Source organism: Cellulosimicrobium cellulans, from assembly GCF_042723955.1.
In the GTDB taxonomy this organism is placed as follows: Bacteria; Actinomycetota; Actinomycetes; order Actinomycetales; family Cellulomonadaceae; genus Cellulosimicrobium; species Cellulosimicrobium cellulans_H.
The window spans coordinates 24,042-43,594 of the sequence record NZ_JBHXIC010000024.1; the positions used below are offsets into that span (position 1 = coordinate 24,042).

Below are 19,553 nucleotides of genomic sequence, written 5' to 3' on the forward strand. Positions count from 1 at the left end.
GCCGCGGCCCGCTAGGACGCCTGGTGCGCGACCCGGCGGTAGCGTTGACCTGTGACTTTCCAGGAGGGTGGCTCGTTCGAGGGCGGGCGCGTCCGCAAGGGTGGCGGTCGGCGCGGCACGATGATCGCGGGCGGCGGGATCGGGGCCGTGCTCGTCGCGCTGCTCGTCGCGTTCCTCGGCAACCAGACCGGCGTGGACCTCAGTGCGCTCACGGGCGGCGACGGGTCGGACTCCGGCGCGTACGGCGAGGGCCAGCAGGAGTACATCGACACGTGCACGGCCGAGGAGGCGAACTCGACGCGCGAGTGCCGCCTCAACGGCACGGTCCAGTCGCTCGACGCCTACTGGACCGAGGCGCTCCCGCAGCAGGCGGGCGTCCAGTACGCGCTCCCGGAGGTCGTGAGCTTCACCGGGCAGGTCTCGACGGGCTGCGGCGCGGCGACCAGCGCCGTCGGGCCGTTCTACTGCCCGCCCGACCAGACCGTCTACATCGACCTCGGCTTCTACGACGACCTCACGAGCCGGTTCGGCGCGAACGACGGCGGGCTCGCGGAGATGTACGTCGTCGCGCACGAGTTCGGGCACCACATCGAGCAGCTCGTCGGAGCCATGGACACTGCGGACCGCCAGGGCACGGGCCCCGAGTCCGACTCCGTGCGTATCGAGCTCATGGCCGACTGCCTCGCGGGCATGTGGGCGGGTCACGCCGCGAGCACCGTCGACCCGGACACCGGCGTGACGTTCCTCGCGCCGATCACCGACCAGGAGCTGAACGACGCGCTGTCCGCCGCGTCCGCCGTCGGCGACGACCGGATCCAGGAGGCCGCGACCGGCCAGGTGAACCCCGAGGGCTGGACCCACGGCTCGAGCGAGCAGCGCCAGCGCTGGTTCACCATCGGCTACAACGGCGGCACGATCCAGGACTGCAACGCTCTCTCCGCCTCGTCGCTGTGACCGGCAGCGCAGCGGACGACGCCCTCGTCGCCGCGACCGAACGCGTCGCGCAGGTCTTCCGCGACGCTTCGGCCGCGACCGACGAGAGCGGCTGCGGGCGCTGCTTCTCCGAGACCGAGTTGCTGCTGCTCCGCACGCCCGGCGTCGCGGTGCCACGGGAGCTCGCGGTCCGGGTCGCCGGGAAGGACCCGTTCCACTGGGACGACCAGCCCGCGATGATCCGCCGGGTGCTCCCCGCCGCCGTCCGCGCCCTCGCCGACGGCGCGTCCGAGCCATATTTGACAGCACGTGGCCTCGCGGCCGCGGGGTGGTCGACCTGGCCGGCCCCGCAGTCGTCGTCGATCAGAGAGTTTCTCGACGCGTGGTGGACTGCGACGCTGCGCCGGGAGGCGGGCCTGGTCCGCGTGGCGGGAGTCTTCGAGGCCTGCGTCGTCGCGACCGGGAAGGTCCATCCCTGGCTCGACGTCCTGGACCGTGAAGCCCGGACGAGCGATCACGCCTCTCGCCACCGCGACGCGTGCCGGGACGACTGGCAATACGAGCTCACGGGCCACTTCATGTTGTCCGCCTGGTGGTGGGGATCGCGGGACGAGGAGCAGGCCGCCGTCGCCGAGCTCGAACGCTGGTGCGCGACGGCGCCATCCTGATCAGCGGAGGCCCGCGGACCAGCCCGTGGTTCGATGTGCTCATGACAGCAGGGCGAGAAGCACTCCCAGGCGGTGTTCCTCTGGTCGGGCAGGAAGCGCACGATCAACGCCCGGCCCGTTGGCTGCTCTCGCCCGGCACGCGCGTGATCGCGACCATCGCCACGGTCTTCCTCGCGCTCTTCACCTTCGCCGCCGGGTACTGGCGATCGTACGACCTCGCTCTGGTCGTGCCGTGGTGCGTGATCGGGTTCGCCACCCACATGCTCTACGTCCTCATGGCGCGCGGCTACGTGCAGGCAGACGAATACGGCGTCGACGCGCGCAACATCCTCCTCTGCTACCGCTTCACGTGGGCACAGATCGCCTGGTTCGACCCGCAGATGAACGTCGTCGTCGTCACCCACGACGGTAGCCGCACGACGCTGTGGGCCGTGCAACGCGCGCGGATCGCCGCCGCCACCGGTAGGCGCTCCCGCGTGGACGCCGTGGTCGAGGAGCTGGAGCGTCGACGGGTCCACCGTTTCCGAGCCCTCGCCGCCCAAGAGGCTCCCGACCCGAGCCCGCCGCGACCCCGCCTCGTCCGCTTGGCACCCGGCGAGATCGTCCAGCTCCTCACGGTGATGCCCGGGTCGGTGCTGGTCGGGGTTCTCCTCGCCTCTGTGTGACGGGATCGTCAGCCGCGGCTCGCTAGAGCTCGATCGAGTACATCCGGGAGCCTGTGACCTTCTCGTAGCCCAGGCTCGCGTAGAGGCCGTGCGCGCCGGACGGGTTCTCGGTGTCGACGTCGAGCGCGGCGTACTGCATGCCGTCCTCGGCGAAGGCGCGCATCCCGGCCGCGAGCGCCGCGACGGCGACGCGACGCCCCCGGTACGCGCTGCGCACGCCGAGAATCTCGGTGTAGCCGAACGTGTAGCCGCGCACGGGGAAGTCCTCGTCGTAGCGGCCCGCCATCTCGTAGCCGACGACGAGCGGCTCCCCCGCGCGGAGCGCCGCCGCCGTCTCGGGGTCCGTCGTCGGGTCCGCGAGCAGCGCGTCGACGTCGGGCGCGTCGTCGACCACGAGGAACGACCACTGCGGCGCGAACTCGCTGCGCCCGTGCGTCCACGCCTCGGAGGTCCGGGGCTCGCTCCCCCAGTGGTCGCGGAACGCGTCGTTGTGCGCGAGGCGGGTCGCCTCGTCGAGCTCCGCCGACCACGGGACGAGCCGCAGCGACCCGTCGAGCGGCACCTCGGGGATGGGCGTGGAGAGGTCGCGACGCAGGTCGGAGTAGAAGCGGCGGGTCCCGAGCCCGAACCGCGCGTAGAGCCGCGCCTTCGCCGGAGGGTCGGTGTCCTCGCCGTACGTCAGCAGGCGCGCGGGCAGCTCCTTGCCGCTCGCCGCGAGGAGCTGGCGTCCGCGCGCGATCTCCCACGCGAACAGCTCACGCCCGACCCCGCGCTCTCGGTGGGTGGGGTGCACGCCGCCCCAGAGGAACGCGCGCACGGTGTTCGCGTCCCCCGGGTTGGTGTCGACCAGGGCGTACGCGCGCAGCGTCCCGTCGGTGTCGACGCCGACGAGCGAGTCGGCCGCGAGGTCGCGCCACGGCGCGGTGAACAGCTCCTCGATCTCGCCGATCGTCTCGCGGTACGGCTCCTGGTCCGCCTCGGCGATGCCGTTGCGCAGGGCCAGCAGCGCGGGGGCGTCGGCCGGCACGGCGGGGCGCCAGGTCAGGTCGCCCGCGGTCACCGGCGGGAGGGTCGACGGCGCGGCGGCGCGCTCGGCGATCGGGGCGAGCGTCGTGGGGGCCGGGTTCTCGACCTGGTCGGTCGCGGGAGAGGACATGCCGACCACGGTAGGTGCGCCCGCGCCGTCGGGCACGCGCTTTTCCCGCCCCGCCCGGAGCCCGAGCGATGCGTCCCGGCTCGAGCGATGCGTCCCTGAACGCATCGCTCGCCCCGAGACGCGTCGCTCGGCGGCGGTCGGGTCCCCCTGAGACGGCATCCCACGACCGGGCGTGCGCGATCTACGCTGCGAACATGCCGATCGTCGTCCCCCAGGATCTTGCCGACGCCCGTTCGCGGGCTCTTGCCGATGCGCTGCGCACGCGCGTCGTCGTTGCGGACGGCGCGATGGGCACGATGATCCAGGAGCAGGACCCGAGCCTGGAGGACTACCAGGGGCTCGAGGGCTGCAACGAGATCCTCAACGTCTCGCGTCCGGACATCATCGCGGCCGTGCACGACGCGTACCTCGAGGTCGGGGTCGACGCGATCGAGACGAACACGTTCGGAGCCAACTGGTCCAACCTCTCGGACTACGACATCGACGACCGCATCCGCGAGCTCGCCGCGGCCGGGGCGCGGATCGCGCGCGAGCGCGCCGACGCGTTCGCGACCGACGAGCAGCCCCGGTGGGTGCTCGGGTCGATGGGCCCCGGGACCAAGCTGCCGAGCCTCGGGCACACGACGTACGCGCACCTGCGCGACACGTTCGCCGAGCAGGCCGCGGGCCTCCTGGAGGGCGGCGTCGACGCGATCCTCGTCGAGACGAGCCAGGACCTGCTCCAGGCCAAGGCCGCGGTGACGGGGTCGCGGAACGCGATGCGCGACGTCGGGCGCGAGGTTCCCGTGATCGTGCAGGTGACGGTCGAGACCACGGGCACGATGCTCATGGGCTCCGAGATCGGGGCCGCGCTGACGACCCTCCAGGCGCTCGACGTCGACGCGATCGGCCTCAACTGCGCGACCGGCCCGGCCGAGATGAGCGAGCACCTGCGCCACCTTTCCCGGCACGCCGAGATCCCCGTGACGTGCATGCCGAACGCGGGACTGCCCGTGCTCGGCCCGAACGGCGCGTCGTACCCGCTCACGCCCGACGAGCTCGCGGCCGCGCACACCCAGTTCGTCACGGAGTTCGGCCTGGGGCTGGTCGGGGGCTGCTGCGGCACGACGCCCGAGCACCTGCGCCGCGTCGTCGAGGCGGTGCGTGCGCGCCCGGTCGTCGAGCGCCACCCGGAGCGGGAGAACGGCGTCGCGAGCCTGTACTCGCACACGGACCTGCACCAGGACGCGTCGTTCCTCGCGATCGGCGAGCGCACCAACGCGAACGGCTCCAAGGCGTTCCGCGAGGCGATGCTCGCGGAGAACTGGGACGAGTGCGTCGAGATCGCGCGCGCCCAGACGCGCGACGGCGCGCACCTGCTCGACGTCTGCATCGACTACGTGGGGCGCGACGGCGTCGCGGACGTGCAGCAGGTCGTCTCGCGTCTCGCGAGCGCGTCGACGCTGCCGCTCGTCATCGACTCGACCGAGCCCGAGGTGATCGCGGCGGGCCTCGAGCTCGTGGGCGGGCGCGCCGTCGTGAACTCGGTGAACTTCGAGGACGGCGACGGTCCGACGTCGCGGTTCGCGCGGATCATGCCGCACGTCGTCGAGCACGGGGCGGCCGTCGTCGCGCTGACGATCGACGAGGAGGGCCAGGCGCGCACGGCGTCGGGCAAGGTGGAGATCGCGACCCGGCTCGTCGAGACGCTGACGGGCGACTGGGGCATGCGGGTCGACGACATCATCGTCGACGCCCTGACGTTCCCCATCGCCACGGGCCAGGAGGAGACGCGTCGCGACGCGATCGAGACGATCGAGGCGATCCGCGAGATCACGCGCCGCTACCCCGGCATCCACACGACGCTCGGCGTCTCGAACGTGTCGTTCGGGCTCAACCCCGCTGCGCGCACCGTGCTCAACTCGGTGTTCCTCCACGAGGCGGTCGAGGCGGGGCTGGACTCCGCGATCGTGCACGCCGCGAAGATCCTGCCGCTCGCACAGATCCCCGACGAGCAGCGCGAGGCCGCGCTCGACCTCGTGTGGGACCGGCGGCGGTACGACGACGAGGGCAACCTCGTGCACGACCCGCTCGCCCGGCTGCTCGACCTGTTCGAGGGTGTGGACTCGGCGGCGCTGAAGGACGCCCGGGCCGCCGAGATGGCGGCGCTGCCGGTCGGCGAGCGCCTCGAGCGACGCATCGTCGACGGCGCGCGCAAGGGTCTCGAGGAGGACCTCGACGCCGCGATGGCGTCCGGGCTGAAGCCGCTCGAGATCGTCAACGACCACCTGCTCGAGGGCATGAAGGTCGTCGGCGACCTGTTCGGGCGCGGCGAGATGCAGCTCCCGTTCGTGCTCCAGTCCGCCGAGGCGATGAAGACGGCGGTCGCGTACCTCGAGCCGCACATGGAGAAGGTCGAGGGCGAGTCCGGGTCGAAGGGCACGATCGTGCTCGCGACCGTGCGCGGCGACGTGCACGACATCGGCAAGAACCTCGTCGACATCATCCTCACGAACAACGGCTACACGGTCGTCAACATCGGCATCAAGCAGCCGATCTCCGCGATGATCGAGGCCGCCGAGCAGCACGAGGCCGACGTCATCGGCATGTCCGGGCTGCTCGTGAAGTCCACCGTGGTGATGAAGGAAAACCTCGCGGAGCTCGCGTCGCGCGGGCTCGCCGGGCGCTGGCCCGTGCTGCTCGGGGGCGCGGCGCTCACGCGCACCTACGTCGAGGACGACCTCGCGGGCCAGTTCCCCGGCGTCGTCCGGTACGCGCGCGACGCGTTCGAGGGACTGCGCCTCATGGAGCCGCTCGTGCGCGTCGCGCGCGGCGAGTCGCCCGACGCCGTCGGACTGCCCGCGCTGAAGAAGCGCCGGCACGCGGTGGTCACCGTGACCGAGACGCCCGTCGAGGACCTGCCCGCGCGGTCCGACGTCGCGGCCGACAACCCGGTGCCCGCTCCCCCGTTCTGGGGCACGCGCCTCGTCAAGGGTGTCCAGCTCGCCGAGTACGCGGCGTTCCTCGACGAGCGCGCGACGTTCATGGGCCAGTGGGGTCTCAAGCCGGGGCGTGGCGACGACGGGGCGTCGTACGAGGAGCTCGTCGAGACCGAGGGCCGCCCGCGGCTCAACGCGTGGCTCGACCGGATCCGGACCGAAGGCATGGTCGACCCGTCGGTCGTGTACGGGTACTTCCCGGTGTGGTCGGAGGGCGACGACGTCGTCGTCGCGCACCACGGCGCCGGGCTCGCGGGGATCGGCGCGCCTGACGGCGGGTCGGGCGGCGAGCCGGGGACGGAGCGGCTGCGCTTCACGTTCCCGCGCCAGCGCCGCGACCGGCACCTGTGCCTCGCCGACTTCGTCAAGCCGCGGTCGTGGGTCGAGGAGACGGGACGGTACGACGTGCTGCCCGTCCAGCTCGTCACGATGGGCGCGAGCGTGGACCAGCACACCGCGAAGCTCTTCGCCGGGAACCACTACCGCGAGTACATGGAGCTGCACGGCCTGTCGGTGCAGCTCACCGAGGCGCTCGCCGAGATGTGGCACTCGCGCGTGCGTGCCGAGCTCGGGTTCGCCGACGAGGACCCGACCGAGGTCGAGGGCATGTTCAAGCTCGAGTACCGCGGCGCCCGCTTCTCCCTCGGCTACCCCGCCTGCCCGGACATGGAGGACCGCACCAAGGTGGTCGAGCTCCTGCGCCCCGAGCGCGTGGGCGTCGAGCTCTCCGCGGAGCTCCAGCTTCACCCGGAGCAGTCGACCGACGCGTTCGTGTTCCATCACCCCGAGGCCAAGTACTTCAGCGTCTGACGTTCTCCAGCAGTTCCGGAGCTCGCGGGCCACGAGCGTCAGGCCCACCTCCAGGTACTGACGACCTGCTCGATGAGCGCCTCGCCGTTGTCGTAGGGCGTGACGATCGCGATCACGAAGAACTGGACCGTATCCGCGCCGGGTGTGAACGGCTCCGGCGCGAAGGCGGTGATGAAGGCCTTCGTCTGCGTCGCGTCGAAGTCCCCTTCGACCCGGGTGATGTTCGCCGGGACACCGTCGAGGTCGGTCGGCTCGTGCAGACTGATGATCGTGCCGTTCTCCGCGAAGTACGAGTCCGCGAGGGCGTCGACGGCACCGTCGAGATCGCTCCCGACCCCCAGGCGTCGGACGTCGAGACGCGCACTGGTTCGACCTTTACCCGGCCGTAGATCGCTCCTACTCCCGTCGGCAACACCGCGCCGTCGAAGACCTCGCCCCAGAGCTCGAGAGCGCCCAGGCACAATCTCTCGTCGTCGGACGAGATGTTGTTCACGAAGTTCTGCGGACCCTCGTAGGACCAGCACGGCGTCTCGATCTGCTGGCCGGAGACGATCGAGTAGTCCTCCTGCGCGGGAGTTGCGAGGGTTGCCGGCGCGCGCTCGCTCTGTGACGTGGGCGCAGCTCCCGATTCGTCATCCGTCGCGATGTCGCCGGGAAACGCGCAGCCACTCAGCGCGGCAAGGATGCCGGCGACTGCGAGGATCCGGCGGCTGGTGGAGGCCCGGCGACGGGGCGCCGCACGCCCGCCAGGGACGCCCTGTGTCACACGCGACGTGGTCGGGGGCTCGTACGAGTCGAGCAAGATGATCCTCCTGCTGTGGGTGTCTGGCTCCGAAACGCTAGACGCCCGACGCCCGCGGCTATGAGTTATCCACAGGCTCCGACCCGCACGGCACTGGCCCAGCACACTGTGTCCGACCGACCGATCGACCGATTCATGGAGGACCAGAGCCAGCTCGAGCCCTGGGGCGGTGACGTCGACTACGTCCACCTGGACTGGTGCGGATGCACGGACGTCCTCCGCTACATGCGTGAGGAGCTGCGTCTCGACCATGAAGGCGCACCGGACGAGATCCACCCGGAGCCGCTGGCTCGCTCACGCTCCGCGCGACCCGCGAGGAAGCGGCCACGGGATGGCTCCGACTCTGGTGGGACTAGGGGCCCGTCCCCCCAGTGCGTGACCGAGCCAGGCAGGCACCCAGTGCTCAGGCGGGCGGGGCGGTGAAGCGGAACGGCGTCAGGCGGCCGCGCCACCGTAGTGCGCGGCCAGGCGCCGCAGCCCCTCGTCGACGCTCACGGCGGGGCGCCAGCGCAGGTCACGACGCGTGGCCCGCTGGTCGAACCAGTGCGCGGTCGACAGCTGCTCTGCCAGGAAGCGCGTCATCGGCGGCTCGTCGGCACCCGGGCGCACGCGCCACACGGCCTCGACCAGGCTGCCCGCGGCCCGCGCGACCCCGGCCGGCACGCGCCACCGCGGTGGCTCGACGCCGCCCGCTCGGCAGATGCCCGTGAGCAGGTCGGCGACGGTGCGCGGCTCGCCGTTCGTCAGCGCGTAGGCGCGGCCGTGCACGTCGTGCGCCCGGTCGAGCGCGGCGAGGATGCCGTCCGCGGCGTTGTCCACGTACAGCGTGTCGATGAGCGCCGCGCCATGCCCCAGCAGGGGCAGGCGCCCGCCCGCCGCGCGCTCGAGCACCCGCTCCACGAGCTGGGTGTCCCCCGGCCCCCACACGAGGTGCGGGCGCACGGCGACAACGCTCGGCCCGGTCCCGCCCGAACCATCCGGACGCCGACGGCGGTCGCGGCCCAGGGCGAGCAGCTCGCCCGCCGCCTTGGTGCGCGCGTACTCGCCGCGCGCGTGCCGGGGGTCGGCGGGCGTCGTGCCCGCCCCGACCAGGGACGAGCCCAGGTGGGCCACGGACGGCGACGACACCTGCACGAACCGCTCGACCCCGGCACGCTCGGCCGCGTCGAGGAGCGCGGCGGTGCCCTCGACGTTCACGGCGTGGAACTCCGCGGGATCGCCAGCGAGCGACACCTTGGCCGCGAGGTGCACGACCGCGTCGACGCCTTCGACAGCGCGCGCGATGGCCGCCGGATCGGTCACGGACCCCCGGACGTCCTCGGCGCCCGGCACGCCGGACGCGCGACGCTGGAGCGTGCGGACCTCGTCGCCGCGTGCCACGAGCGCGCGGGCGACGGCGCCTCCGAGCAGTCCCGACGCCCCGGTCACGAGCACGGTCACGGCTGCCCCACCCGCCCGCCGGCGAGGACGCCGTCCGCCCAGGCGGCGAGGCGCACCCGGTCGATCTTGGAGTTGTGTCGCACGTCGGTGGGCATGCGCGGCACCACGAGCACGGCCGCGAGCGCCACGGGCGACGCGGCGCGCACGGCGGCGGTGAGCGCCTCGGACGCCAGCCCGGGGCGCCGGGCGTCGGGCACGGTCTCGACCACCGCGACCGCCTGCTGCAGGCCTGCGGGCCCGACGCCGACGACGGCGGCCCGCCGCAGCTGCGCCACCCGCTCCACGTGCTGCTCCGGCCCCACGGGCGCCAGCGGGCCGTCGGCGGTGCGGAGCACGTGAGCGAGGCGCCCCTCGATCCACAGCCGGCCCTGCGCGTCGAGGTGCCCGACGTCGCCGGTGCGGTGCCAGTGTCCGGGCGGGGTGCCGCGCTCGGCGGCCAGGTCGGTGAGCCACAGCCGGTCGTAGCGCTCCTTGAGGTGCCCGGCCTGCACGAGGACCTCGCCGAGAACGCCGGGCGCTTCCGACGGCGTGCCGGTCGCGGCGCCGTCGTCCTCGAGCGCGCTGACGAGCACCTCCGCCCCGGGCACGGGACGGCCCACGCACACGCCCGCGTCGGGGGCCGCGGCGGCGTCGCGGATGCCGTCGAGCGTGACGTCCGTGACCAGCAGGCACTCCGTCATCCCGTACGGGGTGTGCGCGGTGGCCGCGGGCATGAGCTCGGCGGCCGAGCCGAGCAGCGCGGCGGAGATCGGCGCGCCCGTGGAGAGGAATGTGCGCACGCGCGCGAGGGCGGTGCGGTCGGCGGCGTCGAGCGCGTCGGCGGTCGCGACCACGTTGAGGATCGCGGCGGGCGAGAGGAACACGATGCGCGCGTCCGACGCGCGCACGGCGTCGGCGACGGCCCGGGCGGTGAGCGTGCGTGGCGAGGAGACGTCCATGCGTGGCGTCACCGACCGGGTGCCGAGCGCGGGCCCGAGCAGCGCGAACGGGGCGAAGCCCGTGACGAGGCCGGTGTCCGGGCCGACGTCGAAGTGCTCGGCGAGCGTGTCCCGCAGCGCGGAGAGGCGGGCGTGGGAGTACACGACACCCTTGGCCGGGCCCGTGGACCCGGACGTGAACAGCACGGCGGCCTCGTCGTCGGGGCCGGGCTCAGGCGGCAGCGCGGCACCCTCCCCGGCGCGCGCGACGTCGACGAGCTCGTGCTCCACGCCCAGCGCCCGCCGGACCGCGGGCGCGAGCGGGTCGGCCGAGATCCGCACGCCGGGCCAGCCGAGCGCGCGTGCCGCAGCCAGCCCCTTGGTCTGCGCGACGACGAACCGCGGCCATGCCCCGCGCTGAGCGCGGGTGAGACCGCGCACCCCCAGCCCGGCGTCGGCGACCACCACGACGGCCCCGATCCGCAGGCACGCGTAGACCAGCGCGGTCAGCGTGGGACCGGGCTCCACCAGCAGCGACACCCGGTCGCCCCGGCGCACCCCGATCGCGTGCAGGCCCGCGGCCACCCGTCGCACCTGCCGGTCCAGCGCCCGCCAGCTCACGACCCGGGCAGACCCGTCGGCATCGGTCGACGCCATGTCCAATACCGCGGGAGCGTCGTCGTCGGCACGCGCGTCCAGTCCCGCCCACAGCGGTACGAACGACGGGCGATCGCCGTCCGAGGCGGACGAGTCGGCGCGCACTCCAGCGTCGTCCCCGGGCCGCACCTCCCCTGCCAGCCACCCGAGGACGGCAGGCGTCCAGTCGGCGTCCTCGGCGACGAGATGGCCGGCGTCCGCATACCGGTGGACGTGCGCGTGCGGCAGCCGCCGGACGAGGTCGTCGAGGTAGCGGTCGGAGAACACCGGGTCGTGCGGTCCCCACAGCAGCACGGCGGGCACGCGGAGCCGCATGACGCCGACGGCGATGCGGTCGAGCTCCGGCGCGCTGGGGTGCGCGACGTCCACGGGGATGTCGGCGACGAAGCCCTCGATCCCGTCGCGGTCGTGCGCGGTGCGGTAGGGCAGGCGGTAGGCGTCCGCGACGTCCGCAGGCAGGCGCGGGCGCGCCATGGCGAGCGTCGTGTCGAGGAACGCGGGCGTGGTGCGGGTGCCGAGCCGGTGCACGGGTCCGGCGAGCGCGAGGCGCAGCGGCGCGGGCACCGGGGCGCCGTCGGGCTGGTGCACGGCCGTGTTGAGCAGTGCGACGCCGGCGAGCAGGTCGGGGTGGTCGACGGCCCAGCCGAGGGAGACGACACCGCCCCAGTCGTGGCCGAGGGTGACGACGGGCCCGGCAAGACCGAGGGCGTCGGTGAAGGCGCCCAGGTCGGCGACGCGGCGCGCGAGCGGGCGGTGCTCGCCCGTGCGGCCGGAGAACCCCATCTCGAGCTGGTCGACGGCGACGACGCGCCACGCCGCACGGCCACCCCGAGCGGCGGCGACGGAGTCGGTCACGAGCCGCCGCCACAGGTAGGACCACGTGGGGTTGCCGTGCACGGCGAGCACGGTGCCGACGGGCGCGACGCCGTGCCGCTCGAGCTCAGGACCCGTGTCGAGGTAGTGCCAGGTCCCGCCTCGGGCGTCGCGCAGCACGTGGCTGTACCGCGGGTCCAGGCCCGGCAGCCCGTGCGGGACGGTGGCGGCGTGGCGCAGGAGGGGATCGGTCGCGGGCGTGAGAGCGGACCCGGTCACCAGGCCAGCTCCAGCATCGCCGTGTTGATGCCTGAGCCCACGCCCATGAGCAGCACACGGTCCCCGGCGCTGAGGGTGGCCTGCTCCTCGACGAGGGTGATCGGCACGGACGCCGGCCCCACGTTGCCGAGCCGGTCGTAGGTGACGGGCACACGGGAGGGGTTCAGGCCCACCGCCTCGACGATCGCGTCGGTGTGCACGCGCGAGACCTGGTGCGTGATGTACCGGTCCATGGACGACCAGTCCCAGTCGGCGACGGCGTCCTTCCAGGCGTCCACGACGAGCTCGAGGCCGCCCTCGAGCAACGCCTTGGCGTCGGTGAACATGCCCTCGGTGCTGCCGACGCACAGGTCGTGGAACCGCGTGGCGGCGCGAGTGACGCCGCCGAGCACGCGGTGCGCGCCCGGGTGCTCGTCCGCGCGGCCGAGCACGGCGGCGGCCGAGCCGGAGCCGAGCGTGAGCGAGGCGAACTCCTGCATGAAGTCGTCGCGGTCCCGGTCCTCGCGCAGCAGCCGCTCGATCGTGCGGTCGTGGATGACGTCGGCGTCCTCGCCGTCGACGACGACCGCGTAGCGGATCTGGCCGGACTCGATCATGCCCGCGGCGAGGCTCATGCCGTTGATGAAGCCGAGGCACGCGTTCGCGACGTCGAAGTTGGTGGCGGACGACGGCAGGTCGAGACCGTGGTGAAGCCGCACCGCGACCGACGGCTCGAGGTGCTTGCGCGTGACCGACGTGTTGATCAGGAGCCCGACGTCGCTCGGGTCCACCCCGGCGGCGCGCAGCGCCTCCTGCCCCGCGGCGACCGTGGCGGCGTCGACGTCCTCCTGGGCGGTCCAGGCGCGCCGCTCGCGCACGCCCGCCACCCGCTGCAGCAGCGTCGACGGCAGGCGCAGTCGCCGCAGCGCGGGAGCGAGGCGCTCCTGCACCTCGGCGGAGGTCCGCACTCCGGCGGGGAGCCGGCTGGTGACGGACAGCAGCGCGACGTTGGTGAACCTGGCGGTGGCGTTACCTGACACACGAGCTCCAGACGGCCGGACGCACCAGCGTCCGGCTCAGCGACGAGACGACCGGGGGCGCGTGACCGCCGGTGCGGCCGCGCGACCGCGCCGGGCGGGGGCGGCGGCTGGTGCCGCCCACTCCCGCGTCCTTGAGCGTAGGACGCTCGGCGGATGCCCGCCGTTCCAACCGTGCGCTGTGGGGTGCGCCACGTCGTCGCCGAGGGGGTCGGTTCCCTCCGCCCTGCTCGATGACTTCCGCGGCGCCCCGCGGTCTACCCCTGGACCGAGACGGCGAGCCGACCTGGAGACGACCATGGGATCCATCGAGATCGAGCTGTTCACGACCCTCGACCTCGTCGGGCAGGCGCCCGGCGGGCCGGAGGAGGACCCGGAGGGCGGGTTCGCGTTCGGCGGGTGGCAGGCGCCGCTGCTCGACGACGTCGCGGGTGCGCAGATCGCCGCGGCGTACGAGGGGACGGACGCGCTGCTGCTCGGGCGGCGCACGTACGACATCTTCGCGTCGTACTGGCCGTTCCAGGAGGGCGGGCAGGACGACGACTTCGCGGCCCTGTTCAACCGCATCCCCAAGTACGTGGCGTCGCGCGGCACTCCTGACCTGACGTGGGCCGGGTCGGCGCTGCTCGGCCCGGACCTGCCCTCCGCGGTGCGCGAGGTGCGCGACAGGCACGAGCACGTCAAGGTCGTCGGCAGCCTCGACCTGGTGCAGACGCTGCTGCGCGAGAGGCTGTTCGACCGGCTCGACCTGTGGGTGCACCCCATCGTGCTCGGCACGGGCAAGACCGTGTTCGACGGCGGCGCCGTCCCCACCAACCTCACCCTCCTCGAACCGCCCGCGCCGAGCCCGACGGGCACCGTCCTGCTGCGCTACGGCCTCGCCGACGGGACTCCCGGGACGGGCGACATGAGCGAGCCGGGGCGCGGCGTCGGGCAGGACGCCTGACCCGGGAACGGACCACCCGGCACGGGAGCTCGCGAGCCCCCGGACAGCTCACCGACACCAGACCTTCAGGAGGCACCCATGGCGCTCCAGCGCCTCGACAACGTGGCCGTCGTGGTCGACGACCTCGACGCGGCCGTCGCGTTCTTCGCCGAGCTCGGGATGGAGCTCGAGGACCGCATGACGATCGAAGGGCGGTGGGCGGAGCGCGTCGTCGGGCTCGAAGGCCTGCGGTCGGAGATCGCGATGATGCGCGTCCCCGACGGCAACGGGCGCCTCGAGCTCACGCGGTACCACGCGCCCGCGCCGCTCGACCTCGGCCTGCGCACCGCCCCGCCGAACGTGCTGGGCCTGCACCGGGTGATGTTCGCCGTCGACGACATCGACGACACGGTCGAACGGCTCGGCACCCACGGCGCCGAGGTGTTGGGCGAGATCGTGCGGTACGAGGACGTCTACCGGCTCTGCTACCTGCGCGGGCCGGGCGGGATCATCGTCGGGATCGCCGAGCAGCTCGGCTGAGCGCGGCCGCCGAGGGGGCGACCGACGTCTCGCCGCGCAGGATCGACGTCATCTTCTTGCCGCGCGCCACCTCGTCGACGAGCTTGTCGAGGTAGCGGACCTTCTGCATGAGCGGGTCCTCGATGTCCTCGACGCGGACGCCGCAGATCACCCCGGTGATGAGCGAGGCGTTCGGGTTCCACGCGGGCGCCCGCTCGAAGAACTCCTCGAGCGTGATCTCGTCCGCGACCGCCTGCGCCAGGCCTGCGTCGTCGTAGCCGGTGAGCCAGCCGATGACCTGGTCGAGCTCGTCCGTCGTGCGCCCCTTGCGCTCCACCTTGGTCACGTAGAGCGGGTAGATGCTCGCGAAGCTCATCCCGAAGATCCGGTGTCCCGCCATGGGTGTCCTCCTCCTGCCCGGCCGGGCCTGTCCCCGGCTCGGCCCGTGCCGCGATCCGGTACGGACCACGCTAGCGCGGGTCAGGCGGGTCGGGCTGCGACCATCCCGTGCGACGCCTCGAGCCGGTCCACGAGCAGCGTGCCCGCCGCGACGAGCGGCACGAGCACGAGGTTGCCCAGCAGCATCGTGCGCAGGAACGGCAGGCCCGCGACGTAGCTCGCGACGAGCCCGTCGACGCCGGCCGGGTACCAGACGCCGCGACCCTGGAGCCAGACGCCGAAGTTGGTCCACGCGAAGAACCACAGCGAGCCCGCGACCCCGAACGCCGCGCCCGCGCCGACGCGGCGCCAGCCGGTCGTGTTCCGTGCGAGCAGCGAGCCCAGCCCGACGACGAGCCACGCGCTCCACGTGAAGAGCGCGATCGACGTGTTGCCGAGCACGACGTCGGACACGACCGTCACGGCCAGCGGCACGACGAACGCCCAGCGCGAGCGCAGCAGGAGCGTCGCCGCGAACGTGGCGGCCGTGACGAGCTCCAGGTTCGGGGGCGCACCGAGGTCCGCGCGCACGAGGCGCCACACGACGGCGAGCGCCGCGATCGCCACGACGAGCGCCGGACGCCACCAGCGGGTCGCGGGCGAGGTCTGCGAGCGCGTCACGAGGTGAACGTCTCGAGCTTCCACGTGATCTCGTCCCCGTCCTCCGTCTCGAGGGATCCTGCTCCCACGGTAGCCATCTCGCCGTCGACGTACAGCGCCCAGAACTCGCTGTCCGGGTCGGCAGCGACGCCGTCGATCGCCGTGACGAAGGCGTTCTCGCCCTCGCCGGTCACCTGGGCGGACGGGTCTGCCTCGAGCAGCAGGTCGAGCGCGGTCGTGCCGGCGCGGCCCTCGTAGGAGAACTCCGGGGCGTCGTCGGTGTCGCCGGACTCGTCGTCGGACGCCTCGTCCGTCGCGTCGTCAGCGGGCGCGCTCGTCTCCTCGCTCGCGGTCGACGTCGTGACGTCGGTCGCGGGCTCGTCGGTGGACGAGCACCCGGCCAGCAGGCCCGCGGTGAGCAGGACGGCGGTCAGGGCGGTGAGCGGGCGCGCGGGGGTGTCGCGGAAGGTTCGGAGGGTCACGACGCCAGCGTACGGAGCGACCGGCGGTGCGCGCCCGGGCGCCCGCCTGTCGGACGACGCGCCGTCACCCGATCTCCTCCCCGGCGACGGCCTTGGCGGCGAGCCGTTCCTCTTCGCCGACCTCCCAGACCTCGTAGGCGGAGTGGAACGCGAGGAGGATGATCCCGCACCCGAGCACGAGGTCCGGCCAGCCGGACCCGGTCCACGCGGTCACGAGGCCCATCGCGATGACGGCGACGTTCACGAGGACGTCGTTGCGCGCCGAGAGGAACGCGGCCCGGCTGAGCGACCCGCCGTGGTGCCGCACGCGCACCAGGAGCCACGCGCACACGCCGTTGACGGCGATCGCCCCGAGCGAGGCGAGGACGAGCGGCACGACCTGGGGCGCCGTCGGATCGCCGAAGCGCTGCACGGCCTCCCAGGCCGCGAAGAGGGCGGGGCCGAGGATGAGCAGCGCCATGACCTTGCCCAGCGCGGCGCGCCGCGCGAGGGGGAAGCCCAGCGCGACGGCGATGAGGAGGTTGATCGCCGTGTCCTCGAGGAAGTCCACGCTGTCGGCGAGCAGCGACACCGACCCCGCCCCGAGCGCGACGGTGAACTGGACGACGAAGTACGCCAGGTTGAGCGCCGCGACGACCAGGACCACGCGGCGCAGACGACGCGCGACGTCGGCCTCGTCGGGCCGGCGCGCGTCCTGGCCGGTGGTCACCGTCAGACGTCGATGCGGGCGTGGTCCAGCTCGGCCGCCCCCGCGACGATGAACTCCTTGCGCGGCGCGACGTCGCTGCCCATGAGCAGCTCGAACACGCGCTCCGCCGCCTCGGCGTGCTCGGCCGTGACGCGGCGCAGCGTGCGGTGGCGCGGGTCCATCGTCGTCTCGGCGAGCTGGTCGGCGTCCATCTCCCCGAGACCCTTGTACCGCTGGATGTCGTCCTTGTAGCGACGCCCCGCCTTGTCGAGCTTCTTGAGCGTCGCCGCGAGCTCCGCCTCGGAGTAGGTGTAGATGTACTCGTTCTTGCGGCGTCCGGCGCCGATGACCTCGACGCGGTGCAGCGGTGGCACGGCCGCGAACACGCGGCCCGCCTCCACGAGCGGCTTCATGTACCGGTAGAAGAGCGTGAGGAGGAGCGTGCGGATGTGGGCGCCGTCGACGTCGGCGTCCGTCATGAGCACGATCTTGCCGTAGCGCGCGGCCTCGAGGTCGAACGACCGTCCGGAACCGGCACCGAGCACCTGGATGATCGCGGTGCACTCGGCGTTGCGGAGCATGTCGCTCACGGACGCCTTCTGCACGTTGAGGATCTTGCCGCGGATGGGCAGGAGCGCCTGGAAGTCGGAGCTGCGCGCGAGGCGGGCGGTGCCGAGCGCGCTGTCGCCCTCGACGATGAACAGCTCGCTGCGCTCGACGTCGTCGCTGCGGCAGTCCACGAGCTTGGCCGGCAGGGACGACGTCTCGAGCGCGTTCTTGCGCCGTGAGATCTCCTTCTGCTTGCGCGCGGTGATGCGGGCGCGCATCTCCGCCACGACCTTGTCGAGCAGGAGCGCGGCCTGCGTCTTCTCGTCGCGCTTGGTCGAGGTGAGGAGCGCGTTGAGCTCCTTCTCCACCACGCGCGCGACGATGCCGCGCACGGGAGCCGTCCCGAGGACCTCCTTGGTCTGGCCCTCGAACTGCGGCTCCGCGAGGCGCACGGTGACGACGGCGGTCAGGCCCGCGAGCACGTCGTCCTTCTCGATGCGCTCGGACGCGTCCTTGGTCGAGACCTTGAGGCGGCGCGCGTTCGTCTCGACGGACTTGCGCAGCACCTTGAGCAGGCCCTGCTCGAACCCGCCGAGGTGGGAGCCGCCCTTGGGCGTCGCGATGATGTTGACGAAGCTGCGGACCTCGGTCTCGTACCCCGTGCCCCAGCGCAGCGCGACGTCGACCTCGCAGTCGCGCTGCACGGCCTGCGGCGTCATGTGGCCGCGGTCGTCGAGCACCGGGACGGTCTCCGTGAACGACCCCGAGCCCGTGAGGTGCCACGTCGCGGTGACGGGCGTGTCCGGCGCGAGGAAGTCGACGAAGTCGACCGACCCGCCCGTGTGCACGAACGTCTCCTCGTGCGGCCCGGACTCCCCCGGCGTGCCGGGGACGCCCCGCTCGTCGCGCACGGTGATCTCGAGACCGGGGACGAGGAACGTCGTCTGGCGCACGCGCGTGACGAGCTCGTCGTAGGAGAAGACGGCGGTCTTGAGGAAGATCTGGCGGTCCGCCCAGTAGCGCACGCGCGTGCCCGTGACGCCGCGCTTCGTCTTCCCGACGATCGCGAGCTCGGAGCCCGACACGAACGGCTCGAACGGGGCGTCCGGCGTCGGCCCCGACTTCGGGTCGGCGAAGACCCCGGGCTCGCCGCGGTGGAAGGTCATGCGGTGGGTCTTGCCGCCGCGGTCGACCTCGACGTCCAGGCGCGCGGACAGCGCGTTGACGACCGACGCACCGACGCCGTGGAGACCGCCCGACGCCGTGTACGAGCCGCCACCGAACTTGCCGCCGGCGTGCAGCTTTGTGAAGACGACCTCGACGCCCGACAGGCCGGTCTTGGGCTCGATGTCCACGGGAATACCGCGGCCGTCGTCCTCGACCGTCACGGAGGAGTCGGCGTGCAGCACCACGAGGATCTTGGAGCAGTTCCCGGCGAGCGCCTCGTCGACGGCGTTGTCGATGATCTCCCACAGGCAGTGCATGAGACCGCGCGAGTCGGTGGTCCCGATGTACATGCCGGGGCGCTTGCGCACGGCCTCGAGGCCCTCGAGCACGGAAAGGTGCCGAGCGGTGTAGCTGGACTCAGCGGAGGTGGTCGTCACGGCCGCAAGCCTAGACGAGCGCGCCCACACTCTTGCGCTCCCCCGCCGCGGGCCTGCGGCTCCGGCCCAGGCGCGCGAGGCGGCACGGACCCGGCACAGCCCTGGCGCGGACTCGAGACGCTTCGCGGGTAGCGAACCAGGGGCCCGCGGGGGACGAATCCTCAGGAGCGGATGGTTTGATGTTCACGTGACTGCTACGACGACCACCACCGAACCGCTGACCGCGGCCGACCGCTGCGACCGCTGCGGGGCCCAGGCGTACGTCCGCGTGGTCCTGCCGAGCGGTGAGCTGCTGTTCTGCGGCCACCACGCGCGGGCGCACGCCGACGCCTACACCGACCTCGCGACGTCCATCCAGGACGAGACCGACAAGCTGCTCGCGGAGCACGGCGCGCGCTGACGCGCCGCTCGCACCCGCCGGCCACCTCGCCGCGAGCGGGGACCATCAGGGACCACGAGGACCGGCTCCACCGCCCGGTCCGGCGGCCGACAGCCGACGACACGACGAAGGCCCCGAGGAGATCTCCTCGGGGCCTTCGTGCGTCTCGACGTTTCTCACCCCCCGGCCGGCGGGGCGGGCGGGCCCGGGCGGGGAGTCGCTGGCTGGTAGTCCG

The 19,553-nt window shown here is 73.0% G+C and carries 17 protein-coding genes; 7 read left to right on the top strand and 10 right to left on the bottom strand.

Going from position 1 to position 19,553, the window contains the following annotated elements:
* Nucleotides 1-51 precede the first annotated feature (51 nt).
* From ypfJ to ACFWH7_RS08925, 3 genes are read left to right on the top strand one after another with little or no spacing between them, the layout of a single operon-like run.
* Nucleotides 52-954, top strand: a complete 903-nt coding sequence (gene ypfJ, locus ACFWH7_RS08915) for a KPN_02809 family neutral zinc metallopeptidase (protein ID WP_277514382.1) — start codon at nucleotides 52-54, stop codon at nucleotides 952-954.
* Entirely contained in the window at nucleotides 951-1,601 is a 651-nt protein-coding gene (locus ACFWH7_RS08920; protein ID WP_378216146.1) for a hypothetical protein, read from the top strand. Before ypfJ ends, ACFWH7_RS08920 begins: the two co-directional genes overlap by 4 nt.
* The gene (locus ACFWH7_RS08925; protein ID WP_378216148.1) at nucleotides 1,580-2,266 is read left to right on the top strand and encodes a hypothetical protein; all 687 of its coding nucleotides are present in this window, start codon (nucleotides 1,580-1,582) and stop codon (nucleotides 2,264-2,266) included. The genes ACFWH7_RS08920 and ACFWH7_RS08925 overlap by 22 nt, the downstream gene beginning before the upstream one ends.
* 22 nt (nucleotides 2,267-2,288) lie before the next feature.
* Here the strand turns inward: ACFWH7_RS08925 and ACFWH7_RS08930 are convergent, their stop codons facing one another.
* Nucleotides 2,289-3,422 (bottom strand): GNAT family N-acetyltransferase, encoded by a 1,134-nt coding sequence (locus tag ACFWH7_RS08930; RefSeq protein ID WP_378216150.1) that lies wholly within the window; start codon nucleotides 3,420-3,422, stop codon nucleotides 2,289-2,291.
* Nucleotides 3,423-3,616: 194 nt separating this feature from the next.
* On the opposite strand from ACFWH7_RS08930, the gene metH reads away from it, so the two are divergent.
* On the top strand, nucleotides 3,617-7,210 hold the full coding sequence (gene metH / locus ACFWH7_RS08935) for a methionine synthase (protein ID WP_378216152.1): 3,594 nt from the start codon (nucleotides 3,617-3,619) through the stop codon (nucleotides 7,208-7,210).
* 38 nt (nucleotides 7,211-7,248) lie between these two features.
* Here the strand turns inward: metH and ACFWH7_RS08940 are convergent, their stop codons facing one another.
* From ACFWH7_RS08940 to ACFWH7_RS08955, 4 genes are all read right to left on the bottom strand, one after another.
* Nucleotides 7,249-7,734, bottom strand: coding sequence for a hypothetical protein (locus tag ACFWH7_RS08940; RefSeq protein ID WP_378216153.1), 486 nt, complete (start codon nucleotides 7,732-7,734; stop codon nucleotides 7,249-7,251).
* Between the two features lie 713 nt (nucleotides 7,735-8,447).
* Nucleotides 8,448-9,452: an NAD-dependent epimerase/dehydratase family protein gene (locus ACFWH7_RS08945; protein WP_378216154.1), complete on the bottom strand. Its 1,005-nt coding sequence runs from the start codon at nucleotides 9,450-9,452 to the stop codon at nucleotides 8,448-8,450.
* Nucleotides 9,449-12,118: an alpha/beta fold hydrolase gene (locus tag ACFWH7_RS08950; protein WP_378216155.1), complete on the bottom strand. Its 2,670-nt coding sequence runs from the start codon at nucleotides 12,116-12,118 to the stop codon at nucleotides 9,449-9,451. Before ACFWH7_RS08950 ends, ACFWH7_RS08945 begins: the two co-directional genes overlap by 4 nt.
* Entirely contained in the window at nucleotides 12,115-13,137 is a 1,023-nt protein-coding gene (locus tag ACFWH7_RS08955) for a 3-oxoacyl-ACP synthase III (protein WP_378216156.1), read from the bottom strand. The genes ACFWH7_RS08950 and ACFWH7_RS08955 overlap by 4 nt, the downstream gene beginning before the upstream one ends.
* A 295-nt stretch (nucleotides 13,138-13,432) precedes the next feature.
* Between ACFWH7_RS08955 and ACFWH7_RS08960 the strand changes: the two genes are divergently transcribed.
* Both ACFWH7_RS08960 and ACFWH7_RS08965 read left to right on the top strand, forming a co-directional pair.
* Nucleotides 13,433-14,080, top strand: coding sequence for a dihydrofolate reductase family protein (locus ACFWH7_RS08960; RefSeq protein WP_378216158.1), 648 nt, complete (start codon nucleotides 13,433-13,435; stop codon nucleotides 14,078-14,080).
* Nucleotides 14,081-14,158: 78 nt separating this feature from the next.
* On the top strand, nucleotides 14,159-14,599 hold the full coding sequence (locus ACFWH7_RS08965) for a VOC family protein (protein ID WP_378216159.1): 441 nt from the start codon (nucleotides 14,159-14,161) through the stop codon (nucleotides 14,597-14,599).
* On the opposite strand, the gene ACFWH7_RS08970 is transcribed toward ACFWH7_RS08965, so the two are convergent.
* From ACFWH7_RS08970 to ACFWH7_RS08990, 5 genes are all read right to left on the bottom strand, one after another.
* A complete protein-coding gene (locus ACFWH7_RS08970) occupies nucleotides 14,568-14,978 on the bottom strand; it encodes a DUF2200 domain-containing protein (RefSeq protein ID WP_378216160.1) in 411 nt (136 codons plus the stop codon). The genes ACFWH7_RS08965 and ACFWH7_RS08970 overlap by 32 nt on opposite strands.
* Before the next feature lie 80 nt (nucleotides 14,979-15,058).
* Entirely contained in the window at nucleotides 15,059-15,637 is a 579-nt protein-coding gene (locus ACFWH7_RS08975; RefSeq protein WP_378216161.1) for a DUF6580 family putative transport protein, read from the bottom strand.
* Nucleotides 15,634-16,098 (bottom strand): DUF4430 domain-containing protein, encoded by a 465-nt coding sequence (locus tag ACFWH7_RS08980; RefSeq protein WP_378216162.1) that lies wholly within the window; start codon nucleotides 16,096-16,098, stop codon nucleotides 15,634-15,636. The genes ACFWH7_RS08975 and ACFWH7_RS08980 overlap by 4 nt, the downstream gene beginning before the upstream one ends.
* Nucleotides 16,099-16,162: 64 nt before the next feature.
* Nucleotides 16,163-16,807 (bottom strand): cation efflux transmembrane domain-containing protein, encoded by a 645-nt coding sequence (locus ACFWH7_RS08985; protein WP_378216163.1) that lies wholly within the window; start codon nucleotides 16,805-16,807, stop codon nucleotides 16,163-16,165.
* A gap of 2 nt (nucleotides 16,808-16,809) precedes the next feature.
* Nucleotides 16,810-18,939, bottom strand: a complete 2,130-nt coding sequence (locus ACFWH7_RS08990) for a DNA gyrase/topoisomerase IV subunit B (protein ID WP_378216164.1) — start codon at nucleotides 18,937-18,939, stop codon at nucleotides 16,810-16,812.
* Nucleotides 18,940-19,126: 187 nt separating this feature from the next.
* Between ACFWH7_RS08990 and ACFWH7_RS08995 the strand changes: the two genes are divergently transcribed.
* The gene (locus tag ACFWH7_RS08995; protein ID WP_021479923.1) at nucleotides 19,127-19,339 is read left to right on the top strand and encodes a DUF7455 domain-containing protein; all 213 of its coding nucleotides are present in this window, start codon (nucleotides 19,127-19,129) and stop codon (nucleotides 19,337-19,339) included.
* The last annotated feature ends 214 nt before the right edge of the window (nucleotides 19,340-19,553 follow it).